Below are 3,124 nucleotides of genomic sequence, written 5' to 3' on the forward strand. Positions count from 1 at the left end.
ACTAGCGGGCTCGTGGATTTACATAACAATGCCATTCTTGAGAAGATTTCCTTTCTTGTTGCCGACGTGACGCTGGTTCTCGGGTTTCGCTATTCTGGAAACTGGCGTAAAATTGAGTCGTCGGGCCGTCCGGTGGACCTTGAATTCGGCGACATCGCCAATCTCCGAATAACTCAGATCGACGGCTACGATACGCGATCGGGTAGCACGCTTGAAGGTGTAACCCGCGATATCCAGTCAGAGGAATCTAGATTTATCGTTGATGTCGGCGATGTGAAATGTGAATTCAATACCCAATCTGTCACGTTGCGTATGCGCTAATGAGGATTTGGCTCGACTCGCAGAGGAGTGCCGAGTTCGGCCGGAGGCAGCACAACCACGCCCCCAACGCCCCCTCCTGGACTTCCACGATCAGCCACGTCCCTGAAACCGGCCAAGTGCCGGGGCCAGGTCCGTAGGCAGAACGTGGGACCGTTGCTGACGGGTGCTCGCTCGCGGTGGAGGATCAGTCTGGGAGGTCACGGGTGCGCAGCGTCGTGGTTGTCACAGGCGGTAGCCGCGGGATAGGTGCGGCCACGGCGGTCCTGCTGGCCCGCCGTGGCTGGGACGTCTGCATCGGCTTCCGAGCAGCCGCCGCATCGGCCCGACAGGTCGTGGCGGAATGCAAGGCCGCCGGCGTGGCCGCCATCGCCGTACCCGCGGACGTCACCTCGCCGGACGCGGTCGCCGCACTGTTCATGGCCGCGGACGCCATGGGACCGGTGGCGGCGCTGGTCAACAATGCGGGCATCGTCGCCGGACCGGCACGGGTCGAGGAGATGACCCACGACCGGCTCGTCGCCATGTTCGCCGTCAACGTCGTCGGTGCCTTCCTGTGCGCCGGGCATGCGATCCGGCGCATGTCGACGCGGCACGGCGCAGCGGGTGGCGTCATCGTCAATGTCTCCTCGGCAGCCGCCCGCCTCGGCAGCCCCGGCGAGTACATCGACTACGCCGCCTCCAAGGGCGCCATCGACACCATGACGATCGGCCTGGCCAAGGAGGTCGCGGCCGACGGCATCCGGGTCAACGCCGTCCGCCCCGGCCTCATCCGCACCGACATCCACGCCAGTGGCGGGCAACCCGGCCGCATCGAGCGCCTCGCGACCGGCGTCCCGATGGGTCGCGGCGGTGAGCCCGACGAGGTCGCACACGCGATCACCTGGCTGTGCTCGCCCGAGGCGTCCTACGTCACCGGAGCGATCCTCGACGTCACCGGAGGCCGCTGACTCAACCCGCTCCTTCGCCACTGACGGCTATCTGGCACTTGGTAGCCGCCCGCCGTCTCGCCCGGACCCGCGGACGAGCGGCCAACCGCGACTGATCCACGAAGGGGCGCCTTCTGGGCATCGATCCGCACGATCGAAGATCCATCAGACACGCCCTAGCAGGAGCATCCGCCGCCGCACCCGCAGGTACCGCCGTGGCTGCTCGCGGCACGGACGGCAGCGCGACGTCGCTGGTGGCGCCCCCAGAACACGACCGCAAGCACAACAAGGCCGACGGCGACGGCGAAAAGGGTCTGGTTCAGCGCCGCGGCTGCGCCGGCGGTGAGCATTCCCGCGGCGACCAGCAGTGGGAGCGCGCAGCACGCCGCGCAGGCGGCCACGGCCAGCGCACCGGACAGCGCGACCCGCCGGGGAGAGCGCGGTTCCTCGACGTCGAACTTGCCGTCGACCTCACTGTCGGCGAGGACGTACGCCAGCGCGGCCGGTGCCGGGCCTGGACCACGACGATCTCCGGTGGGCAGAGTAGGCAGAGTGGGCAGGGCGTTCATGATCGCCTCCTGGTGGCGGTGTGGCGGGACGGGACAACATCGTGATCGTGATCGATGTCGCCCGGAGGGATCGGGGCTATCTCGACGAAGGGCAACGGGCAGTCCGGGCAGGTGCAGTGGGTGAGACTGTCGCAGCCGGCCTCGATCACCCCGGCGAGTGCGGTCCGGATGGTCTCGAGATGTTCGATCCTGGTGTTGATCTCGTTGAGTTTCGCGACCGCACGTTCCCGTAGCGCGCCGGTGGGGTGGCGGCGCCGGCCGCTGGCGAGTAGTTCGGCGACCTCGTCGAGGGTGAACCCGAGCCGCTGCGCGGCCTTGATGACGCCCAGCAGGCTCACCGCCTCGGCCGGATAGAGCCGGTGCCCGCCCGGGGTGCGCACCGGTGCGGCCAGCAGTCCCCGCCGCTCGTAATAGCGCAGCGTCTGGGTGTTCACCCCGGCCGCGGTGGCGAGCTCGCTGGTGCGCAGGCCGCCCAGGCTCACCGGCAGCTCCGGTGCACGGTCGGGGCAGTGCTGGTTTCGATCCAGTCGAGCACGTCCGCGCGCGCATCCGGCACGTTCACCGCGACGACAACCGTCTCGCCGGTCAAGGCGACCGTGAACTGGAAGAACGCACAGCACGACGACTCCCGCCCGGCCAGGTCCCGGACCTCGGCCTCCACCCCGCCGGAGGCGGTCAACGTCAACACGAGCGACGTGGGACGCCTACGGGTGACCTCGACAAGCGAGTCGGTGAACAGCCTGTCCCATTCGGCCAGCCGCAACGGCTGTTCCTCGGTCGGCAGGGTGCACCCGGCGGGTCCGCATCCGCTCACGGCTCTCTCCTTCGCTCCGGACGCCCTCCCGCGAGCGCCTCGAACTGACGGTAAGCCTGTACTCGGGTACCGGATGCAACCCCGGAGCGCCTGCTATCCCCATGATCGGCGCGTGTTTGTCGTCAGGTACGCATATCGGCCCGAAAATCGTACCCAAGAACAAACACGCGCCGATCATGGTCTGAGTCGATGACACGCCCACCCCGTCGAACCCAAGCCGGACGGAGGACCCGCCGGCGGTGGGAAAATCCACGCTAGGACATGCGGATGATCTGTCCGGTGACGTATCTGGCCTGGTGCGAGGCGAGGAAAGTGATGACCTCGGTCGACCTCGCCGGGCTGGGCCACGTGCCGCAGCGGTCCTGCCGCGGCATCCTGCGCGACCGCGGGGGTGATCCAGCCGGTATCGGTGACCGGGGGGTAGAGCATGTTCGCGGTAATGGGGAAACCACCGGATCCGCCGGACGTGAGGCCGATGATGCGGCCCGAGGTGG

The 3,124-nt window shown here is 67.8% G+C and carries 6 protein-coding genes; 3 read left to right on the top strand and 3 right to left on the bottom strand.

Annotated elements, in window-relative coordinates:
- Both U9980_RS26365 and U9980_RS26370 read left to right on the top strand, forming a co-directional pair.
- On the top strand, positions 1-321 hold a 321-nt coding region (locus tag U9980_RS26365; protein WP_322770401.1), incomplete at its 5' end, for a hypothetical protein.
- Positions 322-524: 203 nt separating this feature from the next.
- Complete coding sequence (locus tag U9980_RS26370; RefSeq protein ID WP_322770402.1) at positions 525-1,268, top strand: SDR family oxidoreductase; 744 nt, start codon at positions 525-527, stop codon at positions 1,266-1,268.
- A 155-nt stretch (positions 1,269-1,423) separates the two neighbouring features.
- Here the strand turns inward: U9980_RS26370 and U9980_RS26375 are convergent, their stop codons facing one another.
- Genes U9980_RS26375 through U9980_RS26385 form a run of 3 tightly spaced genes read right to left on the bottom strand, consistent with a single transcriptional unit; the run spans position 1,424 to position 2,630 of the window.
- Complete coding sequence (locus U9980_RS26375; RefSeq protein ID WP_322770403.1) at positions 1,424-1,816, bottom strand: hypothetical protein; 393 nt, start codon at positions 1,814-1,816, stop codon at positions 1,424-1,426.
- Positions 1,813-2,298 (bottom strand): MerR family transcriptional regulator, encoded by a 486-nt coding sequence (locus tag U9980_RS26380; RefSeq protein WP_322770404.1) that lies wholly within the window; start codon positions 2,296-2,298, stop codon positions 1,813-1,815. Before U9980_RS26380 ends, U9980_RS26375 begins: the two co-directional genes overlap by 4 nt.
- The gene (locus U9980_RS26385) at positions 2,295-2,630 is read right to left on the bottom strand and encodes a hypothetical protein (protein WP_322770405.1); all 336 of its coding nucleotides are present in this window, start codon (positions 2,628-2,630) and stop codon (positions 2,295-2,297) included. Before U9980_RS26385 ends, U9980_RS26380 begins: the two co-directional genes overlap by 4 nt.
- Positions 2,631-2,897: 267 nt before the next feature.
- Here U9980_RS26385 and U9980_RS26390 point away from each other — a divergent pair.
- On the top strand, positions 2,898-3,124 hold a 227-nt coding region (locus U9980_RS26390), incomplete at its 3' end, for a hypothetical protein (protein WP_322770406.1).

Source organism: Protofrankia sp. Cr1, from assembly GCF_963555865.1.
GTDB lineage: Bacteria > Actinomycetota > Actinomycetes > Frankiales > Frankiaceae > Protofrankia.